Origin of the sequence: Hymenobacter volaticus (assembly GCF_022921055.1) — a bacterium.
In the GTDB taxonomy this organism is placed as follows: Bacteria; Bacteroidota; Bacteroidia; order Cytophagales; family Hymenobacteraceae; genus Hymenobacter; species Hymenobacter volaticus.
Genome location: NZ_CP095061.1, coordinates 4,107,435 through 4,126,275, shown reverse-complemented (window position 1 = coordinate 4,126,275; position 18,841 = coordinate 4,107,435). Strand labels below are relative to the sequence as shown.

Below are 18,841 nucleotides of genomic sequence, written 5' to 3'. Positions count from 1 at the left end.
GGGCTTAGGAACGCCAGCGTTCGGGTATGAGCGCCGGTCTTGTATAACCATTTAGCTAGGCCATTCGGTTTCCAAGAAATACAAAGGTACTGCCGGAAAGAGGCTGTAAACTACGTATGCTAGGTGGCAAGCAGAAATACCTCACTAGCCACCCAACGAATGGAGTGGCATACTACTTACGAAAGGGTTAGACTGCCGGAGCTTTGCCCAGAAGACGCCCCAGCCTGACTACTGTCGGCCGCGTGCAACTCGGCTTCTGCCAGCACGGCCAGCAGCTGTGAAGTTTCGATGCCGTGGGCGCAGTTAAAGTGGTTGAGTGGGCATTTCTGGTAGCCATGTAGCCCACACGGCCGGCATTCCAAACCGCCCGGAATTTCCACCACTCGCGAAAAAGGGCTCAAGGGGCCGAACCCGAAATCTGGCACGGTAGAGCAATACACGGCGCAGGTAGGCGCGCCCACCGCCGAGCACAGGTGCATGGGCGCCGAGTCGTTGACGTAGTTGAGCACGGCCCCACGCATGAGGGCTGCCGAAGCCAGCAAAGAGAGCTTACCAGCCAAGTTGACCACATTCGGGCGGTTGCTAACGCGCAACAATTCCTCACAAGCTTCTACGTCGGGAGGGCCACCGAGTAAGTACACGCGGTATTGAAAGGGCAGCGCCGCCAACAGTTTCAACCATTGCTCTTGGGGAAACTGCTTGGTAAACCACACCGAAGTGGGCGCAATGCACAGGTAGGGGCCTTGCGTGGTGTAAGGCGCGGCCGCTGCTTCGTCGGTGGGGGAGGGGTATAGCCGGGGCGGCACTACCGGGCCCCGGTACGCGGGGTCGAGCAGGTGCAGGTTGCGCGATACCTCGTGTACTCCACCACCAATAACGTGCGGCAATGCCCGCGTAAAACCGAATGCAAACGGGTTTTTCTGAAAACCGACTCGCTCGGGCGCCCCCGAAAAAGCGGTTAGAAAACCAGTGGAAGCAAAGCGCTGGAGCGTGATAACGCGGCTGTAACGTGTGGCCCTAATTTGCTGCAATAGGTGCCATAATCCCTTGTATTTGCTCTGCTTTTTGTCCCAGATCAGTACGTGGCGCACGTGCGGGTGCTGCTGCAATAAGCTTTCGTTGCCTTTGCGTACCAAGAAATCGACGGGCGTATCGGGCTCGGTCCGGTGCAGGTAATCCAGCAGGGCAGAGGCCAGAATTACGTCGCCGATGAAGGCAGTTTGGATGAGCAGAACAGCACTGGAACGGGCAGTGGGCATACGAACACTGGAAAAGCAAAAGGTCGGTAAAAGTACAAGCCGGCATTCGTAAAAGTTGCGGAGGTCCGGTAAGCACCTCCCGTAAGACCTAGCAGCGCCGACCGACGGCCAGGAAATCGACGGCTACACCAACCAAAATTCTAACTTGCAGCGGACGCGCCGTGGGTGCGTTGTTTCTTTCTCTTCACGTTCTGCTTATGCGCTACGGTTCGATTTCCCCCGAGCTTTTCATCCAGAATCGGCACAACTTCACCAAGCTACTGCCGCCCGCTTCGTTGGCTATTTTCCAGTCCAACGACATTATGCCGACCAACGCCGACGGCACCATGGCCTTCCGCCAAAACAACGACCTGTTCTACCTCTCGGGCGTTGATCAGGAGGAAAGCATCCTGGTGCTCTTCCCTAATGCCGTGCTGCCGCAGTACCGCGAAATTCTTTTCCTTAAGGAAACCAGTGAGCATATTTTGGTTTGGGAAGGATACAAGCTAACCAAAGACCAAGCCCGTGCCCAGTCAGGCGTGCCCACTATTATGTGGCTGGAGTCGTTTAACTCGGTGCTGCCGGCCCTGATGAACGAGGCCGAAAACGTGTTTCTGAACAGCAATGAGCACATTCGGGCCGTGGTGGAAGTGGAAACCCGGGACGCTCGTTTTATCAAAAAGATCAAGGAGGCGTATCCGCTGCACACGTACCGCCGCGCTGCACCGCTGCTCCACCAGTTGCGGGCCATCAAGAGTGCCGAAGAAATCCGGCTGATGCAACGTGCCGCCGACATCACCGAAAAAGCATTCCGCCGCTTGCTTGGCTTTGTGAAACCCGGCGTGATGGAATACGAGATTGAAGCCGAGATTTTCCATGAGTTCCTGCGCCACGGTTCCCGCGGGCCGGCCTACGGCAGCATCATCGCCTCCGGGGCCAATGCTTGCATCCTGCACTATGTCAGCAACGACCGGGAATGCCAGGACGGCGACGTGATGCTGCTTGACTTCGGGGCTGAATACGCCAACTACGCCGCCGACCTTTCGCGCTCTATTCCCGTCAACGGCACCTTCACCAAACGCCAGCGCGACGTATACCAGGCAGTACTGCAGGTTATGAAGTTTGCCACTTCGCAGCTGATTGCCGGCAACAACATCGAAGAGTATCATGCCGCAGTGGGCCGGACGATGGAGCAAGAACTCATCAAGCTGGATTTGCTCGATGCCAACGACGTGAAAAACCAAGATCCGGCTGCGCCGCTTTACAAGAAGTACTTCATGCACGGCACCTCCCACTACCTGGGCCTGGATGTGCACGATGTAGGAGCGAAGTACCGCGTATTCGAGCCGGGCATGGTGTATACCTGCGAGCCGGGCATCTACATTCGGGAGGAAGGTTTGGGCATTCGACTAGAAAACGACATCCTTATTACCGCCAGTGGCAACGAGGACCTCATGAAGAACATCCCCTTAGAAGCCGACGATATCGAGCGCCTGATGCGCCCAGCCCGCTAAACGCGCCTCTGCGAAAAGATTTTAAAAGCCATTCGGTAGTACTGAATGGCTTTTTTTTATGGATTTATTTAGGAAAAAAAATACATCTGAATGTTCAGGTTTTCGTATTAGCAATATCGGCCTCAGTTGCGTTGGAAGGCTGAAAATCAGGGCTGAAAGCAGGTTGGAGTATACCCTGAAATAGTGTGATAAAAGTGAGCAAAAAGGTTCCCTTAAGAGTGCATAAACCCATGGTAGTACAACTTTCCTAAATGGGGAGAGGTATAGTAGGCAGTTTCTGGTGTTGCCAAACATTCATCGACCCAGATATATATTTGTCCGTTCACTAAAAATCTCACCTATGAGACACCTGCTTACCATCAGCACAGCGCTGGGACTCACGCTGCTGGCGGCGGCCCCAAAGGCGCAGGCCCAAAGCGCCGACCGCAAAACGGCCATCAGCCTTTACGGCAGCGCCTATCAGTACAAGGGCAACTACGGCTCCGACTTCTGGAAGTGGGACCGTAACTTCTACGGCCCGGGTATTTCTATTAACCGCTACATCACTCGCGGCTTAGACATCGGCCTGCAGGCTGACTACGCTGAGCTGAAGAGCGAAGCGAAGGGAGGTCCTACCTACTTCACGAACAATATCGTGAATATTGCTTTGCCTATCAAGTTGAAGCTGGCTTTGAAAGAAGATGCGGTAGTTCAACCGTATTTGTCGATTGCGCCAGGCTTGACGCTGACCAGCTTGGAAGGCGCTTATGCTGGACAAGTACTTAACGGTGATGATCGGCACTTCTCGCTGAAAGGCGCGGCCGGTATCAACTTCCAAGTTAGCCCTGCAATCGGCCTGTTTGTGCAAACAGCACAAGTTGTACCCTTCGGTGCTAACATCGACGGCGTTCCAACCCGCGACGAAGACAGCTTCGATGACCGCTACTTGCAGCACTCCGTTGGTTTGACCATCGGCTTTGGCAAACCAAAAGACGAAGACGGTGACGGTGTACCGGACCGCAAAGACAAATGCCCAGCTACCCCAGCTGGTGTAGCCGTAGACGAAACCGGTTGCCCACTTGACGGCGACAAAGACGGTGTTCCAGATTATCAAGACAAGTGCCCAACCGAAGCAGGTACTGCTGCTCTGGAAGGCTGCCCTGACAAAGACGGCGACGGTGTACGTGACTCGGAAGACGAGTGCCCAGACCAAGCTGGTACGGCCGCTCTCAAAGGCTGCCCAGATGCTGACGGTGACGGTGTAGCCGACAAAAACGACAAGTGCCCTGATACCCCAGCTGGCACGCAAGTAGATGCCACGGGTTGCCCACTCGTAGTGGACGCCGACGGTGACGGTGTAGTAGACGCACAAGATACTTGCCCGAACACGCCAGCCGGTACTCGTGTAGATGCCAATGGTTGCCCATTGACCATCGACCCAGCAGTGCAGAAACTGGAGCAGCCAATCCGCTTCCAGACCAACAGCACGGTTATCACGACTAGCTCGTATCCGAAGTTGAACAAGATGATCCAGGCTCTGAAAGATCACCCAGAGTACAGCATCCGCGTAATCGGCCACGCTGACAGCCGTGGTACCGACGAGTACAACCAGGCCCTATCGGAGCGTCGTGCTTCTTCTGTGAAGCGCTACTTCACTGGCAAGCAAGTTGACCCAACGCGTGTGGTAACGGAAGGCCGCGGCGAAAGCGAGCCAGCCGCTCCAAACACGTCGAAGACCAACATGTCGCAGAACCGTCGTGTAGAATTCAAGTTCGAGTTCTTCATCCCAAGCCAGCCACAACCATAAGGCTGGAGTAAGTATCCTTAAGAAAAGCGGCGGGCCATCTGGTCCGCCGCTTTTTTTGCTTTATAGCTTCTTGTTGTAGCTTCAGGAAGCTTTCAGTTTTAAGCAAACCGCGTTGCATAGCGGATATTGTTAGAAATCAGATAGTTGATAGAGGTTCGATGACAATTTTGAACTAAAAAAAGTTTTTTGTAAAAAACTTATACTCAAAGAACAACCTTAGGTAGTCTAGGTAGGTATAGGAGGCTGTTTCGGAAGCCCAACAATAACACTCCGATCTGCTCTATCCTAACTTCACTTTACCATGAGAAACCTCTTACCTGCAGGCGCTCTGCTAGGGCTCACGCTGCTGGCGGCCCCAAAGGCGCAGGCCCAGAGTGCCGACCACAAAACGGCTATTAGCCTTTACGGCAGCGCCTATCAGTACAAAGGCAACTACGGCACCGACTTCTGGAAATGGTCCCGTAACTTCTACGGTCCGGGTATTTCTATTAACCGCTACATCGCACCGGGCTTTGATTTGGGCCTACAGGCGGATTATGTTGAGTTGAAGAGCGAAGCGCTAGGCGGCCCCACTTACTTCACCAACAACTTAGTGAATATCGCCTTGCCGCTTAAGTTCAAGCTTAACAATGGCTGGGCTCTGAAAGAGGATGCCGTTATCCAGCCTTATTTGTCGCTGGCGCCTGGTCTGACCCTGACCAGCTTGGAAGGTGGCTACAACAACCAAGTGCTAAACAGCGACAGACGATACTTTTCGCTGAAGGGCGCCGCAGGTATCAATTTCCGCATTAGTGATGCGGTAGGGATATTCGTGCAGACGGCGCAGGTGGTGCCTTTCAGCGCTAATATCGACGGCGTGCCTAGCCGCGACGAAGACAGATTCGACGACCGATACTTGCAGCACACTGCGGGCCTGACTATCGGCTTCGGTAAAGCGAAAGACGAAGACGGCGACGGCGTGGCCGACCGCAAAGACAAGTGTCCTGGCACGCCCACTGGCGTAGCCGTTGACCTCACGGGTTGCCCGCTTGACGGCGACAAAGACGGTGTACCCGACTATCAAGACAAGTGCCCAACCGAAGCCGGCTTGGCTACCTTGGAGGGCTGCCCCGACAAAGACGGCGATGGTGTGCGCGACGGCGACGACAAGTGCCCCGATACACCTGGTAAAGCAGAATTGCAAGGTTGCCCCGATGCTGACGGTGACGGTGTAATCGACTCGGCCGACAAGTGCCCCAATACCCCAGCCGGCGTAGCAGTGGATGCTAGCGGCTGCCCACTCGACCGTGACAGCGACGGTGTGCCCGACTACCAGGACAAGTGCCCCGACCGTGCCGGTCCGGCCACTAACCGTGGCTGCCCCGAAATGAAGGTGGAAGAAAAGAAGAAGCTGCAGGAAGCCACCAAGTTCATCCAGTTCGAGTTCAATAAGGCCACGCTGAAACCATCGTCGTACCCCACGCTCGATGGCTTGGTAGAGTTGCTCAATGCGTACCCCGACTACAACTTGGGCATCTCGGCCCACGCCGACAACAAAGGCGACGATGCGTACAACTTGCGCCTATCGGACGAGCGGGCGGCTTCAGCCCGAGCTTATATGCTAAGCAAAGGCATGCCAGCTAGCCGCATTGTGTCTCATGGCTACGGGGAAAGCAAACCCATTGCCGATAATGCTACCGAGGCAGGCCGGGCCCTCAACCGCCGCGTAGAATTTGACGTGTACTTGCCCGACGACCCGAACCCCGCCGAAACTAAGTACGGCCCGGCTCCGGAAATACCAGCGGCTCCGGTGAAGGCTGCGCCGAAAGCACCCGTGAAGAAAGCACCAGTCCGTAAGGCTCCCGTTCGGAAAGCTGTTCCGCGTAAGAAGTAAGTATAAGTACGGTCTAAGGCCGTGCTGCTACTGCAAAAGGCCTGCTCTCACGAGAGCAGGCCTTTTTTGTATCTAGTGAGCTCAGTTGCTATAATGCTTTAGGGAATCGGTTTATAAAACCAAGCAACGAAGTATGAGCCCCGTCCACGAAGTCACTATAACAGTGAAAAGTAGCATTATCGTGTAGCACCGTCAAAACAAAACGGCTGACCCATAAAAGGAGCAGCCGTTTTGTTCTTATTGCTTTGCTACGTCAGGAATCTTAGTTAGCCATATCCGCTACGTTAGGCAAAACTTTGAGGAGTTGGTCGAGTTGGGCCTGGGTGAAATTACCGCCGATAGACATCAGCAAGAACGACTCCGGTACGCCAGACACATTGCTAGTAGCTACCACCTCGCTGATTCGGTCGCCTTGTTTGCGGGTGGCGTAGCGGACGTTGCTGCCGGGAGAAGTGGTGAGAGGTGTATATTTTTCGTTGGCAAGCAAGCCATTAACTTCATTCACTAGGCCATCGGCTACTAGTTTTTGGGCGCTGCTACTGGTTGGGGCGAAGGTGAGCACCTTGAAGCTGCGCACAGAAGATAGGGCTTGCGTGAGGTCGGAGCCACCGCCGAGGCTGCCCAAGCGCCCTAATAGCAACCGAGTGGTTAGCCCGGCGGTCCAGTCGGTGGTTTTGAAGCCGGAGCGCGATTCGTATTTGTTGAAAAACTCAGACACAGTGCGTGCTGGCTTACCAGGACCAGCAGCGCGGCAGCCTGCCAGTAGCATCAGCACCACCAGGGGTAGCCAAGTCAGTGAACGTAATTTCATGAAGCAAAGAAAAGGTGAATGATGGCCTTATACGCAGACGCCAAGCGAAAGTGCCAGCAAACTGGCCTGGCCATCATAGGCTACAATAGCCTTATTCGAACCCAATAACATTCACAAAAAACACTTCCCGATTAGGTGCTTTTTCGGTGCGGATATTCTGGTAGCCAAAAGCCAGAAATCGGCTGCCATACCATGCTACTAGCCCTTCCTGACTGGTGCTGGTGGCTTTTTCCTTCACTGTAGGCAGGGCCGTCGTTTGCAAATCCACGTGCAAATCGTTGGGCGAGGGGTTGGTGTGGTCGATGACCTTATAGTTGAACTTGTCTTCGTCGAGGTAGGCAATAGCCACGCGCTGCCCGTCGGGTAGGGGCGCAGGCGCACCGTTTCGGTGAGGCTGTTGCTGTACACATCTTTCAAAACGAAGGTGTTGTCCCAGAGCAAGTTGCCGCGCTTGTCGAAGCCGCAAACCAGTGCGTGGGTGATGCGGTATCCCTCGGCTTGCCGACTGCCACCATACCAATTGGATGTATTGTAGCCCCGTAACGGTAGGGACTATAGGGTAGATAGGCGCCACCGAAAGGGCTATAGGCGTTTTGGCGGTACTGCGGATAATATACCTCAGCCACCATCACGTAGCCATTCTGAAACGGAATCAAGTCATGAATCAGGGTGCGGTAGCGCAGCCGCAGAACCCGGTCGGTGGCGCGGTATTTCTCGCTGCGTTGCCGAAGCCGGGCCGCCCGGGTTGGGCTCATGAAGTCGAAGAAGTGCTTGAGGTTAGCAAAGTCATAGAACCGCAGCGAGCGGCGCGAACCGGTTGGCGTTACACCGGCCGACAGGTCGGCAGCAAACAAGCCTTGCGAATACCGGGCGTCCCGCAAAGTGTAGGTACCCGCGAGTAGCCGCCCGCTGGCCGAGTCGCTGGCAGGGCTAATCTGGGCCGAAATAAGGCCCCGCTCACTTTCAGCTTGCACAAATTCCGAGCGAAGCAATTGGCCTTGGGCCGAAAGCTGCTTGAGTTGCAGCCGGGTCTTAAATCCGTTGGTTTGGCTGAGCACGAACTCGGCCCGGCGGGCCGCCGAATCAGCCAGAAACGATAGTTGCGCGGGCAGCGGCTCATACACCGAAGGCAGAAACTGGTATTTGTTGGCCGCCAGATCGAGCAGCAAAATCGTCAGGTGATTGTCAACTAACACCGAAACGAACAGGTTGCCATCGAGTGCTTTTAAGTCGTAGATGCTGCGCGCGAGCTTAGTTTCAAAAGTGTAGGTGCGTATTTGACCACTCGTGCCATCTATAGCCGCTATGTACAAGCGGTGCTCCAACGACTCGGACTGGAACAGGGCATATGCACTAGTTCCTTCCCCGCAAAGCTGCCGAAATTCATACTCCCGGGGTACCTCCATCATCTTAGCCCATTGGGGCTGGAGGCGGTAGTTGTATTTCTGGATTTCGTAGCTCGTGTTTTTGCGTCCTCCTAATGCGTCTTTGTTTACAACCAGAAGCAAACTGCTATCCTGGGCCAGAGGCAGCACTTGCACGTCGCTGGAGTACATCTCCAGCGGTAATTCCAGTCGTACGCCCTGCACGGGCGTCGGGGGGCTGGTTGCGCCAGCCCTAGTTGGGCGCAACCAACGCTAAGTAAGATGCAGAGGTAAGAGTATACGTATTTCATAACCAAAGCCAGATGCCAGCTTCGGCATCTACGCCTAGGTAAGATACGGGAAGTAGTGAATTAGGTGATGAAGTAAGATAGGTAAATAGTGAAGCCGTGAACTTGTGAATGAAAAGGCGGACATGCAGACTACATAGTTGAGATGCTAACCCCTGTATTCACAAGCTCTTAATTGTTATTTCGCTATCTCGCCCAATTCCAGAATAGCATCAAATTCCTCTGCTTTCAAAGGCATCACCGACAGCCGAGACTGGCGCAGCAAAGCAATTTGACTTAGGCGTTGATCTTGTTTGATGACTGACAGCGTTACGGGCTGCGTCAGGGGTTGATGCGGTTTGAGGTGCACGGCTACCCAGGCGCTTCCGGCTTCGGCTGTGGCATCGGGAGCAGCTGGGTGGGCTACTTCGGCTATGCCAACCACCTCTTTGTCGGTTACACTGTGATAATAAAGCACCAAGTCGCGGGGCTGCATTTGTTGCAGAAAGTTGCGCGCCTGGAAATTGCGGACGCCGGTCCAGTCGGTGCCCCCGTCGCGAGTGAAATCCGCCCAAGAGTAAGCGGCGGGTTCTGATTTAACGAGCCAATAGTTCATACGGCGCAAGCTACTACGGAATGCGCTTGAGTTGAAAATCCGGCCGCCATTACGGAGTTCTGCGCGCTTTCAGCGAGTTGGCTTGCACCGAATAGATCAGAATGCTAAACGCTGAATAGCGGCTGTCGTCGGGCTGAATGCGAAATGTGCTGTCGTCTTCCGTGGTCCAGGTGCCCGTAATAGTAAGCAACTCATCTGCAGGCCCTTGGGTGTATTGCATGAAGCGGCCGTCCTTTTCGAATCGGAAGCCATCGATACCCCAACCTATAGGTTCAAAAGAACCTTCGGGCTGGTAGACATACGCTCCGGAAACATCCTGCTGCCGCGTATTGTACCAGCTTTTGCCAAACAGGGCGTCGGGTGCCGTTACATCACTGTCTTTTTTGCAACTGCTAAGGAAGAGAAGAACGAAGAGAAAAGGAGCAAGCAGGTGTGGGAGGCGCATAGTAGAACGGAGCATTAGAGGGCGAAGAACCGAACAGCTACAAGGGCAATAGCTGTCTAGGGACTATCATTAGTGTTTCACTCGTAAAACGTCATTATCCAAAGAAATTATATGTAATTTATAATTTGCTCCTTTGTTATCATTGAAAGAAATATAGAACAGAGTATTACTTAGAGGAGTCCAGGTCCCTTCATGAGCCTCAAGGCCATCGGTAGGAGCAATATGTAGCTGCGTGAATTGTCCATCAGGATCAAATCTGAAACCGACGCGGCCACGAGAGGGTGGAAATGCGTAGGTGTTTGGCCGGTAAACATCCACGCCGTCTTTGCTTCCTTCATATGAAAACAGCCAAGTGCGGCCTATTAAATTATCAGATATTGAGGTGTTGTCCTTTTTGCAGTTGCTGAGTAGAAGGGTAAGCAGAAGGAAAAGCGAGAGAAAGTAAGGGTAGCGCATAATAAAGTTGGTTGCACCAAAAAGAAAGGACTCCTGTGTGTGCAGGAGTCCTTTCGGGCAAGCAAGGTTGCAGTACGCTACTGTTCAATTCGGCGCACTTTTAGCACGTCTTTGTCCACCGACACGATTTCCAACTTATAGTCCGGGTCTTTTTTGTCGTCCAAGGAAATACGCAGCGTGTGGTCGTTTTCGGCGGTCCATTTGCCTTTGCGACCTTCGAGGCCGTCGGTGGGAGCAATGTCGAGCTGGGTGAACAGACCATTGTGATCGAAGGAAAAGCCAGTGCGGCCCGCGAAGGCGGAAAGGCGTACGTATTGGGGCGGTAAATCCGCACGTCGCCTTGGTCTTCTTCGTGGGCGTGCAGCCAAGTGCGTTCCAGTTGTTTCATTTGGATGGCGTTTTCGGCGCCAGGTTGGCAGGTGGCGGCTAGCAACAGCACGCTTAAAGATGCCAACAAAGTGAACAGACGCATATTTCTAGGTAGTTTATAGTTTCTGAATTTCAGATTCTTGTTGAACGTGCTTCCCCTATTCCGCGTCTAAGAGACGAAAGAATAGGGACTATTCGTACTGCAACGCCATCCAGGACGTGTATCCTGCGTTGAAGTAGCACGGCTTTGCTGCTGGCCGCCAACCAACGAATGTAAAGAAATCAGCAACGGCAGGGCTTTGTTCTGTTTACGCTGCTACTAGTAACCGACCATTATTGATCTCCAATCAACAATCAGCCACCAGAAACTACCTTTGTTGCTATGGATAACCGCGCCCTTACGCGTGCTTTTCGGCTGGCCGCCCAGCTGCTGGAACTGCACGATGAAAATCCTTTTAAAATCCGGGCTTACGAAGGTACCGCTAGCGCCCTCGAAGCGCTGAGCTTTCCGGTGGCCGACGTAGAACGCCACGGCCTGCCCGACCGTACCGGTCTCAGCAAAACCGCCGCTGCTCGCGTAGCCGAAATGCTGGATACTGGCACCTTCGAAGAATTAACGCGCCTGCTAGCTGCCACGCCGCCCGGGGTAGTAGAACTACTGAACGTGAAAGGTATCGGGCCCAAAAAGATCCGGGCGCTGTGGAAGGAACTTGGCATTGAAAGCCCCAGCAACTGCGCGAAGCCGCCGAAAACGACCAAGTAAGTAAGCTGAAAGGCTTCGGGCAGAAAACGCAGCAAACCATCCTCGAAGCCCTGGAATTCTCGGCTCAAAGCAGTGGCAAGCTGCTTTATCCGCAAGCTGAAGAATTAGCCAACAACCTACGGGAGCGTCTGCAGGAAGCCCTCTTCACCGAGCAAGTAGCCGTGACAGGGGAGGTACGCCGCCGGTTGGAAACCGTAGAAACCGTAGCGCTGGTTGCAGCTACTTCGCAGCCCACCAAAGCTCACACCCTGCTCAACCAACTCGACGGCCTTACTGCCGAGCCGCATCGTTCCGGCCCGTTCGCGTGGCGGGGTACGGCCACAGCATCAGGAGTGAAAGTAGAGGTGCTATTGGTAAGCAAAGAAGACTTCACCAATCAAGTCTTCTTGCACTCGGCCGCCGAAAACCATCTTTCGGAGCCGCTTACCGACACGCCAGCCGGGCAGCCAGCTACATTGCGCCAGTTGCTGCACCGGGAGCGGTTCTACCAGGAAGCTGCCATTTACGAGAAGGCTGGTTTGCAGTATGTGGAGCCCGAAATGCGTGAAGGCCTAGGCGAACTGGCCTTAGCTAAAGCGCATCAACTGCCTAAACTGCTTGAAGACTCCGACCTGCGCGGTTCGCTGCACAACCACAGCAACTACTCCGATGGTAACCATAGCCTGCGGGAGATGGCTACTTTCTTGCAAGGCCAAGGCTACGAGTACCTTGGTATCTGCGACCATTCACAGGCCGCGCACTACGCCAACGGCTTGAGTGTGGAGCGGGTGCGTCAGCAGCAGCGCGAAATTGAGGGGCTGAACCAGGAGCTGGCACCGTTCCGCATTTTCAAAGGCATCGAGTCAGATATTTTGTCTGATGGCGCGCTCGATTATCCGTCCGCTGTGCTCGAAACCTTTGATTTCATTGTGGCCTCCGTGCACAGCAACCTGCGCATGGACGAGCGAAAAGCCACCACGCGCGTGCTGCGCGCCATCGAAAACCCATATTGCACCATGCTCGGCCATCCTACGGGCCGCCTGCTGCTGCGTCGGGAGGGCTACCCTCTCGACCACAAAGCTATCATCGACGCCTGCGCCAAGCACCAAGTTATTATCGAAATTAACGCCAACCCCTGGCGCCTTGACTTGGATTGGCGGTGGGTGCACTATGCGCTAGAGCAAGGGGTGCAACTGAGCATCAACCCCGATGCACACCATACCAACGGCTACGCCGATATGCGCTACGGCGTGTTTATGGGCCGGAAAGGGGGACTCACCAAAGAAATGACGTTCAATGCCAAATCGGTAAACGAAGTAGCCGACTACTTCGCCAAGCGCAAAGCCGATATCAAGCCCCCGTTGGAATTCAAGGAGTCCTTGTTTGGTTGATTTTATTTAAAGAGCTGGCAGTCAGAGCTAAGAATTGGGCGAAAAACAAGCCATCCATTGTTCTCTCCTAATTCTTAGTTGTGGTCTGCTTATTCCTGCCGGTTCTCCTGTCGTCTGCACATGAAAATTCTGATTCTGCGCTTTTCTTCTATCGGTGACATTGTGCTGACAACGCCCGTTATCCGGGCTGTGAAACAGCAGGTACCGGGAGCAATAGTGCATTTCTGTACCAAACCTGCCCACCGAAGCTTCATCGAGCCCAATCCCTACATCGACAAGGTGCATTACCTCACGGGCTCGTTGAAGGAGCTAGTGGCTGAATTGAAAAAGGAACAGTTCAATTTCGTTGTTGACTTGCATCACAACCTACGCACTACCATGCTGAAGGCTATGTTGGGGGTGAAGTCGGCTAGCTTCGATAAGCTCAACCTGCGAAAGTGGCTGCTCGTGCAGTTCAAAATCAGCACTATGCCCCGCGTCCACATCGTGGACCGGTATTTGGCAGCTGCGGCGCAGCTAGGAGTGAAAAACGACGGCAAAGGGCTCGACTATTTCATTCCGGCAGCCGATGAAGTTGATTTGACAACGTTGCCTGCTGGCTTCCAGCGGGGGTATGTCGCATTTGCCATTGGGGCGCAGCATGCCACCAAGCGTCTACCTGTGGAGCGCATCATAGAGCTATGCGGTCAGTTGCGGTGCCCAGTAGTGTTGCTTGGTGGCCCCGAAGATGAAAGCAACGGTCATATCGTGGAGCTGGCTTTCGAAAAGCAGGCAGCCACCTCACCACCCGCCCCTGCGCGCATTCCAGATAGTCCCTACTACTTCCCTGGTGCTTCTGCTGCGTCGCTGCAAACTACTATTTACAACGCCTGCGGCCGGTATTCCCTCAACCAATCGGCTTCTTTGGTGCGGCAGGCGCAGTTTGTGGTCAGCCATGATACGGGGCTAATGCATATTGCGGCAGCCTTCCGCAAGGAGATATTCAGTGTGTGGGGCAACACCGTACCTGAGTTCGGTATGTATCCGTATCGCACCGAGTTTCGAGTGCTGGAAGTGCGAGGCTTGCCGTGCCGGCCATGCTCTAAAATCGGCTACGAAAAGTGCCCACAAGGGCACTTCCGTTGCATGCGCGACATCAAATTTGATTTGGATCTGCCTCAAACGCAAGACGGGCGGTAAAGGTTGAAAACTGAGAGTGAAAGAACGAAATTTTTCAAACGGATTTCGCTATACTTGCTGCTAATTGGTCAGGTATAATCTTATTTTCATTCTCTCTTTTCAACGTTTCCTCAATGCGCGTTTCTACTCTGGGTACTCTATGTATAGCCCTCTTTACACTATTACTTACGGCTTGCGGACCAAGCATTTATTTGGCGCAAGACTTCCGCAGTTATGCTCCTAAGCACAAAACAGTAGCCATTTTACCTGCATTCGTTACGATGCAGCTCCGGCCCAACCAAGCCAAAAACACCACTCCTGAACAGCAACGGGAAATGGAAAACAAAAGCGGCATGGATTTCCAGGAAAAAATCTATGCGTGGCTTCTGCGTCGGAGCCAGCAGCGTGGGTATACTGTCCAATTTCAGGATGTAATGCAAACCAATGCTCGTCTGCGGGAAAGTCAAATTCCAGTTGCCGAGCTACGTAGCCGTACGCCGCAGGAGTTAGCCAAGATTCTCGGCGTTGATGCCGTTCTGACCACCAGCGTGCGGACCAGTAAGCCAATGAGCGACGGTGCGGCTGTAGCCGTGGGGTTGATTGCCGGCGCGTGGGGCGCCACCAACCAAGCTAATATCACGGTAAACATTCATGAATCCGACGCCGGTAAATTGCTCTGGAAGTACGATTACGTAGCAGCCGGCTCGGTTTTCAGCTCGTCTGAAACCGTAGTGGACGCGCTGATGCGTAACGCTTCCAAGAAATTTCCTTACACTCCGAAGTCTTAATATATTCAGGAAGGCCTGACCGCCATTTATACACAAGGGCTGCTTGCGTCACACGACCAAGCAGCCCTTTCTATTGGGCATTAGACTTGCAAAGCCGCAAACACTAAGGGATATTGTACCTTTTAGCTGTAACCTCAGCAGCATGAAGTGCGGGCCGGCTGCGTCTGCACCCGAATATCCACTTAATTAGCAACAGCACTTTGCCTCCAGCTCCACTCCTATGACAGATACACCCGATAAGTCAGTGCTAGTGAAAGTTGGTCAAGAGGCGTTGCTGGCCGATGTGCAGGCCGGACGCCATACCTGGTTCATTGATGAGCCCGTCGCAGTTGGCGGCCAGGACCTTGGCCCTACGCCCTACGACCTGCTGCTTTCGGCACTAGGCGCCTGCACGGCCATCACGCTGCGCCTTTACGCCACCCAGAAAAAGTGGCCTCTCGAAGCCATTGAAGTGCGTTTGCGCCATCAGCGCGTCCACCGTCAAGACTGCGACAAGTGCGAAATGCCCGGCGAGATGCTGGAAGAAGTGCAGAAAGAGCTGCGCCTGATTGGTCCGCTTACCGAAGAGCAGCGCCAGCGGCTAGAACTTATTTCGCAAAAGTGTCCGGTACAGAAAACCTTGATGAGCGGTCTGCGCATCGTCACGAATCTACTACCTGCCAACCAACCACTTGTTAACTAACAAACTGCGCCATGGCTATTTGCACTCATTTAGCAACTCTTGAAACTCTCATTCCCGCCGCGGAATACGCTTGTCCTGAATGCATAGCCCTCGGCGACACCTGGGTGCACTTGCGGGTATGCCAGGAGTGCGGCCACGTCGGCTGCTGCGACCAATCCAAGAACAAGCATGCCACCAAGCATTTCCGTGCCACGCAACACCCTGTCATCATTTCCGCCGAACCCGGCGAGCAGTGGGCTTGGTGTTATGTGGACGATCAGATGGCGGAGTACTAGCCGGGACACTAGCTTATAAAGTTGTTGTGCTAGCGGTGTCAACAGGTAATACCAATGCTGGATGCAGCAAAAGGTAAGTTACTACAGAAAGCTCAGGAAGGTGGAGTGTATGTTGTCGAAGCAAAGGCTTGTCAATGGGAATTTACTTCACTTCTGCCATTAAGCTTACTAGCGTAGAACTAATGTGTCAGCCAATGTTGGAGATGCACCGACTCCTGACGCGATTTGCAGAAACAAATCCTAATGCATGACCCTGCTGACTCTTTGCCATTGCCGCCGCGCCGACCAGCGCTCTTTACATAAAGCGGCCCGCTCGAATCATTTCGAGCGGGCCGCTTTGCATAGGCGCAGTACCTCAACCAATCTTGCTGAATCCGCAGTAAGAGTGCAGTACTTCCGGCAGATGAATACTGCCATCTTCCAGTTGGTTGTTTTCCAGCAACGCCGCCACGATGCGAGGCAAGGCCAGAGCCGAGCCGTTGAGCGTGTGTAGAAGTTGGGTTTTGCCGCCTTCTTCGGGTCGATAGCGCAGCTTGAGGCGGTTAGCTTGGTAGGTTTCGAAGTTGCTAGCCGAACTCACTTCCAGCCACCGGCCCTGAGCGGCGCTCCATACTTCCAAATCGTAGGTGAGGGCCGAGGTGAAGCCCATGTCGCCGCCGCAAAGGCGCAACACGCGGTAGGGGAGACCTAGCTTCTGCAGTAAGCCTTCGATGTGAGCCACCATTTCTTCGAGGATAGTGTAGCTCTGGTCGGGCAAGGCAATCTGCACGATTTCCACCTTGTCGAACTGGTGCAAGCGGTTAAGGCCGCGCACATCGGCACCCCACGAGCCGGCCTCGCGGCGGAAGCAGGGAGTGTAGCCGACATTCCGTACTGGCAACTTGTCTACGGCCACGATTTCATCACGGTAGAGATTGGTGATGGGTACTTCGGCCGTCGGAATCAGGTAGAGGTTGTCACGCTCATCGTGGTACATCTGGCCTTCCTTGTCGGGTAATTGGCCGGTGCCGTAGCCTGAGGCCTCGTTCACCAAAATCGGGGGCTGCACTTCATCGTAGCCAGCAGCGCGGGCTTCATCCAAGAAAAAGTTGATGAGGGCGCGCTGCAGGCGGGCTCCCTGCTTTTTGTAGACCGGAAAGCCAGCTCCCGTAATCTTGTTGCCAAGCTCGAAATCAATAATGTCGTGCTTCTTGATTAGGTCCCAATGTGCTTGGGCTGTAGCGGGTAATTGGGGTATTTCGCCTACCTGCCGTACCACTTCATTGTCTTGGGCAGAGCGGCCCTCGGGCACACTGCTGTGGGGCAGATTGGGAAGTTTATAAAGGGTTTGCTGCAACGCAATTCCAACTTGCGCCAGCTCGTCGGCGTGAGATTTAGTTTGTTGCTTGAGTTCAGCGGTGCGCACTTTCAAGGCTTCTGCACCGGCTTTATCGCCAGCTTTCATCAAACCGCCAATCTGACGGGCCAATTCGTTGGCTTCTGCCTGCGCCGCGTCGTGAGCAGTTTGCAGGTCTTTGCGGCGCTGGTCGAGGCTGAGTATCGCTTGGACGTCAGCTTCCGCCGTTTTGTAATGTTTCTTGGCCAAGCCGGCCAGCACCTGTTCGGGGTGCTCTCTGAGAACGGAAACTTGCAGCATAAGGCAGAAAACACGAGTGAAGATCGGCGTAAAAATAGACCCTAGATTCCGCAGATTAAATGCTTCGAGTAGATTACGCTAAATTCAGCCAACCAACCGCCCACTAAGCTGCGTAGACAGAGAAACTAGCAGCCCAGGGCAATCAGAAGTAAGCTGCCGGAGCAACACGAATAAGAGGTTTAGCTTATTGCAAACCGGCTTTTAACCGTGCTCCAGGGATTTTCAACTCTACGGGTGGTAATTTTTGGAACCGCGTCGCAATAGTAATGAGCTAGTGTAGTTCTGCCATCAATCTAAATTTCAACGATATCAGCATCCATGACTTATTTTTCTGCGTAAAGGAGCTTATTCTGCAAAATATGCGTTCCGATTTGGCAGTTCATCTGTATTAGATTAACATTGCGCTAACAAGTCGGCAGCTGATGTCGGGTTTTCGGTAGTTTTATAACATCCGGCCCGCGGTTATTTTCCAGCGCTACTCCCGTTACACTCCCTCCGTTTCGTCCTGAAATATCCGTGCTGTATGCCGCCCCGCGGCTCAAGGTATTGCCCGATGTTGTTGGCAATGTACCGCTGTTGGTTGTGCTTCCGCTTTTGATTTTTTTCTCCCCTCATTGCCTCTATGTACACTATTGAAGAGTTGAAGGACCGGCTGCTTTCCGACCTAAAGGAAATTGCAGAAGAACTCAACGTCGGTAATTTTAAAAAGCTCAGCAAGCAGGATCTCATCTATAAGATTCTCGATCAGCAAGCCGTTATTCCCGCCGATAAGCTCCCCCTAAAATTAAGCCCAGCGGCGGCAAAGCACGTCCGGAATTGCCCTTCTCTGATGTGGCGGTAGCCGATGAGCCTGTTATTGCAACCACTGAAGTAGCCAACCAAGTGGTGGCTGCTGTGCGCTCAGCCGCCCCTGCTCGCACAACGGCCGCTCGGACCGCCGCACCTGCTCGCCCAGCAACTCCAGCCCGCCCAGCGCGCACCAAAGCTGCCCCAGCGCCAGTAGCAGAAGCTGCGCCTGCTCCAATCGAAGCCCCCGCTGTAGAAGCTCCAGTAGCTGTAGATACTCGCCCTGAGGTAGAAGCGCCAGCCGCTGTAGTAGCTCCTGAAGCGCCGGCTGCAGATGCGCCGGCTGAAGCAGCACCGGCCCTGAAACCCCTGCTGAGCGCCCTATTAAGCCTTTCCAACGGCCAGAACGTCGTTCGCGCGAAGCCAATGGCCGCAACAACCGTCCGGCTGCTCCTGAAGCGCCAGCTGAAACAGCGGATACACCTTCTGCTAACGGACCTACTCTGGAGGCTGCTGTAGAAAGAGCCCCTTTCTTGCCTCCTGCAGCAACTGAGGTTGCGCCAGATGCGCCCGATACAACTGTAGTAGCCACTACCGACGCGCCTGTAGCACCCGTAACGCCAC

At 54.0% G+C, this 18,841-nt stretch carries 20 protein-coding genes; 11 read left to right on the top strand and 9 right to left on the bottom strand.

Annotation, left to right across the window (positions count from 1 at the left end; all coding sequences use genetic code 11):
* Nucleotides 1-176: 176 nt before the first annotated feature.
* Entirely contained in the window at nt 177-1,259 is a 1,083-nt protein-coding gene (locus tag MUN86_RS17980) for a glycosyltransferase family 9 protein (RefSeq protein ID WP_245119425.1), read from the bottom strand.
* Nucleotides 1,260-1,456: 197 nt separating this feature from the next.
* Here MUN86_RS17980 and MUN86_RS17975 point away from each other — a divergent pair, with 197 nt between their 5' ends.
* The 3 genes from MUN86_RS17975 (at nt 1,457) to MUN86_RS31260 (ending at nt 6,411) form a co-directional block, all read left to right on the top strand.
* Nucleotides 1,457-2,752 carry an aminopeptidase P N-terminal domain-containing protein gene (locus MUN86_RS17975; RefSeq protein WP_245119424.1) on the top strand — a complete coding sequence of 432 codons (1,296 nt, stop codon included), beginning with the start codon at nt 1,457-1,459 and terminating at the stop codon, nt 2,750-2,752.
* 340 nt (nt 2,753-3,092) lie between these two features.
* Entirely contained in the window at nt 3,093-4,538 is a 1,446-nt protein-coding gene (locus tag MUN86_RS17970; RefSeq protein WP_245119423.1) for an OmpA family protein, read from the top strand.
* A gap of 301 nt (nt 4,539-4,839) precedes the next feature.
* A complete protein-coding gene (locus tag MUN86_RS31260; RefSeq protein WP_280640533.1) occupies nt 4,840-6,411 on the top strand; it encodes an OmpA family protein in 1,572 nt (523 codons plus the stop codon).
* Between the two features lie 262 nt (nt 6,412-6,673).
* Here the strand turns inward: MUN86_RS31260 and MUN86_RS17950 are convergent, their stop codons facing one another.
* The 7 genes from MUN86_RS17950 to MUN86_RS17920 all read right to left on the bottom strand — a co-directional run bounded on the left by MUN86_RS17950 (nt 6,674) and on the right by MUN86_RS17920 (nt 10,758).
* A complete protein-coding gene (locus MUN86_RS17950) occupies nt 6,674-7,222 on the bottom strand; it encodes a DUF4252 domain-containing protein (protein ID WP_245119422.1) in 549 nt (182 codons plus the stop codon).
* Nucleotides 7,223-7,313: 91 nt separating this feature from the next.
* Nucleotides 7,314-7,571 carry a hypothetical protein gene (locus tag MUN86_RS17945; protein ID WP_245119421.1) on the bottom strand — a complete coding sequence of 86 codons (258 nt, stop codon included), beginning with the start codon at nt 7,569-7,571 and terminating at the stop codon, nt 7,314-7,316.
* Nucleotides 7,572-7,635: 64 nt separating this feature from the next.
* Complete coding sequence (locus MUN86_RS17940; RefSeq protein ID WP_245119420.1) at nt 7,636-8,811, bottom strand: hypothetical protein; 1,176 nt, start codon at nt 8,809-8,811, stop codon at nt 7,636-7,638.
* A 261-nt stretch (nt 8,812-9,072) separates the two neighbouring features.
* Nucleotides 9,073-9,489 carry an EVE domain-containing protein gene (locus MUN86_RS17935; protein ID WP_245119419.1) on the bottom strand — a complete coding sequence of 139 codons (417 nt, stop codon included), beginning with the start codon at nt 9,487-9,489 and terminating at the stop codon, nt 9,073-9,075.
* Between the two features lie 49 nt (nt 9,490-9,538).
* Nucleotides 9,539-9,949, bottom strand: coding sequence for a hypothetical protein (locus MUN86_RS17930; RefSeq protein ID WP_245119418.1), 411 nt, complete (start codon nt 9,947-9,949; stop codon nt 9,539-9,541).
* A gap of 54 nt (nt 9,950-10,003) precedes the next feature.
* Nucleotides 10,004-10,390 (bottom strand): hypothetical protein, encoded by a 387-nt coding sequence (locus tag MUN86_RS17925; protein WP_245119417.1) that lies wholly within the window; start codon nt 10,388-10,390, stop codon nt 10,004-10,006.
* Between the two features lie 77 nt (nt 10,391-10,467).
* Nucleotides 10,468-10,758: a hypothetical protein gene (locus MUN86_RS17920; RefSeq protein ID WP_245119416.1), complete on the bottom strand. Its 291-nt coding sequence runs from the start codon at nt 10,756-10,758 to the stop codon at nt 10,468-10,470.
* Between the two features lie 383 nt (nt 10,759-11,141).
* On the opposite strand from MUN86_RS17920, the gene MUN86_RS31825 reads away from it, so the two are divergent.
* From MUN86_RS31825 to MUN86_RS17895, 6 genes are all read left to right on the top strand, one after another.
* The gene (locus MUN86_RS31825) at nt 11,142-11,522 is read left to right on the top strand and encodes a hypothetical protein (RefSeq protein ID WP_311181724.1); all 381 of its coding nucleotides are present in this window, start codon (nt 11,142-11,144) and stop codon (nt 11,520-11,522) included.
* A 161-nt stretch (nt 11,523-11,683) separates the two neighbouring features.
* Nucleotides 11,684-12,892, top strand: coding sequence for a PHP domain-containing protein (locus MUN86_RS17915; protein ID WP_311181723.1), 1,209 nt, complete (start codon nt 11,684-11,686; stop codon nt 12,890-12,892).
* 120 nt (nt 12,893-13,012) lie between these two features.
* Nucleotides 13,013-14,071, top strand: a complete 1,059-nt coding sequence (locus MUN86_RS17910; RefSeq protein WP_245119415.1) for a glycosyltransferase family 9 protein — start codon at nt 13,013-13,015, stop codon at nt 14,069-14,071.
* 113 nt (nt 14,072-14,184) lie between these two features.
* A complete protein-coding gene (locus MUN86_RS17905; protein WP_245119414.1) occupies nt 14,185-14,838 on the top strand; it encodes a hypothetical protein in 654 nt (217 codons plus the stop codon).
* A 220-nt stretch (nt 14,839-15,058) separates the two neighbouring features.
* The gene (locus MUN86_RS17900; RefSeq protein WP_245119413.1) at nt 15,059-15,520 is read left to right on the top strand and encodes an OsmC family protein; all 462 of its coding nucleotides are present in this window, start codon (nt 15,059-15,061) and stop codon (nt 15,518-15,520) included.
* A gap of 11 nt (nt 15,521-15,531) precedes the next feature.
* A complete protein-coding gene (locus MUN86_RS17895; RefSeq protein ID WP_245119412.1) occupies nt 15,532-15,795 on the top strand; it encodes a UBP-type zinc finger domain-containing protein in 264 nt (87 codons plus the stop codon).
* A gap of 355 nt (nt 15,796-16,150) precedes the next feature.
* Here the strand turns inward: MUN86_RS17895 and serS are convergent, their stop codons facing one another.
* Nucleotides 16,151-17,431: a serine--tRNA ligase gene (gene serS, locus MUN86_RS17890; protein ID WP_245119411.1), complete on the bottom strand. Its 1,281-nt coding sequence runs from the start codon at nt 17,429-17,431 to the stop codon at nt 16,151-16,153.
* 622 nt (nt 17,432-18,053) lie between these two features.
* Here serS and MUN86_RS17885 point away from each other — a divergent pair.
* Both MUN86_RS17885 and MUN86_RS17880 read left to right on the top strand, forming a co-directional pair.
* Nucleotides 18,054-18,272 carry a Rho termination factor N-terminal domain-containing protein gene (locus tag MUN86_RS17885; protein WP_245119410.1) on the top strand — a complete coding sequence of 73 codons (219 nt, stop codon included), beginning with the start codon at nt 18,054-18,056 and terminating at the stop codon, nt 18,270-18,272.
* Nucleotides 18,248-18,736, top strand: a complete 489-nt coding sequence (locus MUN86_RS17880) for a hypothetical protein (RefSeq protein ID WP_245119409.1) — start codon at nt 18,248-18,250, stop codon at nt 18,734-18,736. The genes MUN86_RS17885 and MUN86_RS17880 overlap by 25 nt, the downstream gene beginning before the upstream one ends.
* Nucleotides 18,737-18,841 lie beyond the last annotated feature (105 nt).

Excerpts from the sequence above, each read along its gene's own strand:
- MUN86_RS17970 (WP_245119423.1), top strand. The coding sequence starts at position 3,093 with ATGAGACACCTGCTTACCATCAGCACAGCGCTGGGACTCACGCTGCTG.
- MUN86_RS17925 (WP_245119417.1), bottom strand. The coding sequence starts at position 10,390 with ATGCGCTACCCTTACTTTCTCTCGCTTTTCCTTCTGCTTACCCTTCTA.
- MUN86_RS17885 (WP_245119410.1), top strand. The coding sequence starts at position 18,054 with ATGTACACTATTGAAGAGTTGAAGGACCGGCTGCTTTCCGACCTAAAG.
- MUN86_RS17905 (WP_245119414.1), top strand. The coding sequence starts at position 14,185 with ATGCGCGTTTCTACTCTGGGTACTCTATGTATAGCCCTCTTTACACTA.
- MUN86_RS17895 (WP_245119412.1), top strand. The coding sequence starts at position 15,532 with ATGGCTATTTGCACTCATTTAGCAACTCTTGAAACTCTCATTCCCGCC.
- MUN86_RS17935 (WP_245119419.1), bottom strand. The coding sequence starts at position 9,489 with ATGAACTATTGGCTCGTTAAATCAGAACCCGCCGCTTACTCTTGGGCG.
- MUN86_RS31825 (WP_311181724.1), top strand. The coding sequence starts at position 11,142 with ATGGATAACCGCGCCCTTACGCGTGCTTTTCGGCTGGCCGCCCAGCTG.
- MUN86_RS17900 (WP_245119413.1), top strand. The coding sequence starts at position 15,059 with ATGACAGATACACCCGATAAGTCAGTGCTAGTGAAAGTTGGTCAAGAG.
- MUN86_RS17975 (WP_245119424.1), top strand. The coding sequence starts at position 1,457 with ATGCGCTACGGTTCGATTTCCCCCGAGCTTTTCATCCAGAATCGGCAC.
- MUN86_RS17910 (WP_245119415.1), top strand. The coding sequence starts at position 13,013 with ATGAAAATTCTGATTCTGCGCTTTTCTTCTATCGGTGACATTGTGCTG.
- serS (WP_245119411.1), bottom strand. The coding sequence starts at position 17,431 with ATGCTGCAAGTTTCCGTTCTCAGAGAGCACCCCGAACAGGTGCTGGCC.
- MUN86_RS17950 (WP_245119422.1), bottom strand. The coding sequence starts at position 7,222 with ATGAAATTACGTTCACTGACTTGGCTACCCCTGGTGGTGCTGATGCTA.
- MUN86_RS17930 (WP_245119418.1), bottom strand. The coding sequence starts at position 9,949 with ATGCTCCGTTCTACTATGCGCCTCCCACACCTGCTTGCTCCTTTTCTC.
- MUN86_RS17980 (WP_245119425.1), bottom strand. The coding sequence starts at position 1,259 with ATGCCCACTGCCCGTTCCAGTGCTGTTCTGCTCATCCAAACTGCCTTC.
- MUN86_RS31260 (WP_280640533.1), top strand. The coding sequence starts at position 4,840 with ATGAGAAACCTCTTACCTGCAGGCGCTCTGCTAGGGCTCACGCTGCTG.